Genomic DNA, 1,824 nt, shown 5'->3' with positions numbered 1-1,824 from the left:
GGAGCAGCATGGGGAACCAGCTCAGCAGAATGCCAAACAGGTTCATGCCGCCTTCGGACGGCGGACGGGCGGTGATCTCCACGTCATTGGCGCGCAGCGTGTCAGAAACACGTGCATCGGCCGGAACTTCGGTGGTGAAGGCCTGTCCGCCTGACAGCTCGCCTGTGATGGTCTGGCCCTCGATCGTGACCTCGCGCACACGGCCCGCTTCGACATTGTCCATGAACTGGGTGTAGGTCAGCTCGTTGGTCTGCGCGGCAGGGCGCGGCCCCTGAAGGATATTGAACAGCGCTGCGAGCAGAACCAGCAGGATCGCCCAGACCAATATATTACGCAAATTCATCTGCTTACCCTTCCAGTGGCCGATAACGGCCACATTGAACACCCGTGAAGGCCGATACCGGCCCGCTCCATCCCGGCATGCTTCCTGATCGTATATTGGACCAGATACACCATTTCGCCAGCCCTGCGCGGCCAGCCGCCGCAGTAAATGCGCCGTAGATCACCGGCCCGTGCCGAACACGGACACCCGCAGAATATCGTCAAGGCGCTCTGCAATGAGCGCGCCAGCTGCCCCGCCGCCGGGCAGATCATCGAGGCCGGCAATGCAGGCACTGCCGGCGCTGCGCACCTCTACCAGAGCCGGGCGCAAAGGCGCAGGGACTGACGAAGGATTTGCACCCCTGCCCTCCGGCGCGCCCGCTTCCAGCGCAACAGCGCCTGCACACACCTGAAACCGGCCATCAAAGACGCCGCATTCGCCGGGCAGGAGATGCAAGGTTTGAGCACCCGGCAAGCCATCTGCACGCCCGGCAGCGGCGCCCGGATCCCGTCCCAGCACGCCGTTCCGGGTCAGCAGGACACCAGAGGCCGTGCAGGCCGTGCCGGCGAAAAGCGCGTCGGCAAGGCGGACGAGATGAGACGGATCAGGCAAGGTGCTGCGTCCACTGACGGCCAGCACCAGCGCTTCGAGGGCCCTCAACAGTAGCTCGCGCGGTGCGGACACCAGCGGCAAGGGATCAAGCCGCACCCCGCCCCAATCGAACATTTCTGCTGCCTGCGCTATCAGATGTGCGCTGGCTTGCCTTATGCGCGCATCCAGCTGCAACGCCGCATCATTGAGGCGCAGCAGGCGCGCGCCGGCACTGGAGAGCGGGTCTGGCGCCGTTCGGCGCACGCGGACCCGCTCGAACGCCGCATTGGAGTTGGACGGATCGTCGATCCAGCTTGTCCCGCGAGCCTGAAGATAGGCACGAAGGGAGAGGCGCGATGTGCGCACGAATGGGCGGGCAAGCGTCAGTCCCCGCCCGTCGGGCCAGGCGGGGCTGGGGGAGGTTTCCGGCATGACCGCGAGTGCGCGCCAGCCAGCGTTGACCCGTGCGAGGCGCATCTGAAGCGTCTCGATGACGTCATTTGCGGTATGACCGAGAAAGAGCGTCTCCGCGCCTAGCTCACGCATTCTACAGGCGAGCAGGCGATGGCGGGCCATTCGCGCCGCCGCCTGACCGGGTGACGGGTCCTGCCACACCAGAATTTCAGTGTCCGCGCCCAGGCTGCGGGCGCGCGCCGCCGTCAGTTCCGCTTCTCTGGCGCTTTCACCCCGCAGCCGGTGATCGACGATCAGGGCCTTGAAGGGACGGCTGGTGCGACCAGAGATATCGGCCAGTATGCAGGCCAGCGCAGTGGAATCGCCGCCGCCCGACAGGGCAAGCACCAGCGGGCCGGACGGGCAGAGCCGTTCCGGGGCTCTCGCCCAGGCTTCCGGTTCAGAGTCTAGCGGCACCCGGCGCGGGTACGCTCACCCGCCGCGCGCTGGCGTGCTTC

General features: G+C 66.3%; 2 protein-coding genes. Both read right to left on the bottom strand.

Annotated elements, in window-relative coordinates:
- Positions 1-343: ATP-dependent metallopeptidase FtsH/Yme1/Tma family protein (locus ACTS2Z_RS09745; protein WP_442573021.1), on the bottom strand; the 343-nt coding region annotated here is incomplete at its 3' end.
- 159 nt (positions 344-502) lie between these two features.
- Positions 503-1,783, bottom strand: coding sequence for a tRNA lysidine(34) synthetase TilS (tilS, locus tag ACTS2Z_RS09740; protein WP_442573020.1), 1,281 nt, complete (start codon positions 1,781-1,783; stop codon positions 503-505).
- Positions 1,784-1,824 lie beyond the last annotated feature (41 nt).

Source organism: Glycocaulis sp., assembly GCF_052168375.1.
Lineage (GTDB): Bacteria > Pseudomonadota > Alphaproteobacteria > Caulobacterales > Maricaulaceae > Glycocaulis.
Note: the sequence above shows the minus strand (reverse complement) of the source record. Positions and strands in the feature narration are given on the sequence as shown.